The sequence below is a fragment of the Bradyrhizobium sp. P2_E8 genome (assembly GCF_056403875.1).
In genome coordinates, this window is the sequence record NZ_JBFUES010001889.1 from 1 (window position 1) to 569 (window position 569).

A 569-nucleotide genomic window follows, 5' to 3' on the forward strand; every position below is an offset into this window, starting at 1 on the left:
CGCCGGGATCGCCCGGCGCGATCTTCAGCGCACTCGCATAATACGAGCGCGCCTCCTCGTGACGACCCATCTGATCGAGCGCCGTGCCCTGCACCGAGAGCAGGCGCCAGTCCGGATTGTCGGGAGAATGCGCTTTCGACARCACGTCGAAGGCCTGCTGGAAATTGCCGTTGTCGGCGAGTGCACGGCCGTACTGGGCGAGCAGCGGCTTGTTGCCGGGATTGGCGATGGTCGCCTGCTCGAGGACGGCGACGGCCTGGGCGCGCTGGCCGTTGGCGCGCAAGGCCTGGCCATAGCCGAGCGCCGCCTCGGTGTCCTTGGGATTGGCACGATAACGCTCGCCATAGACTTCGGCGGCGCGCGCGGGATCGCTGGGAGGGGCCTCCGCGCGCGACCCGATCGAGCCGGTCACGTCGGAGAGCTTTGACATTGCCGTGCAGCCGCCGAGGCTCATGGCCACCACCGCGACGAGCGAGGCAGATGCGAGAAGCCGGGCAGGACTGAACTGTTGACGCATGACGCTTTGACTCTCGCGCGGATGGATCGAGCCGAACGCGCCAGCAATAGAC

1 protein-coding gene is annotated in these 569 nt (G+C 67.4%); it reads right to left on the reverse strand.

What is annotated here, in order from left to right; all coding sequences use genetic code 11:
* Nucleotides 1-517: tetratricopeptide repeat protein (locus AC1D00_RS44540; protein ID WP_477015134.1), on the reverse strand; the 517-nt coding region annotated here is incomplete at its 3' end.
* Nucleotides 518-569 lie beyond the last annotated feature (52 nt).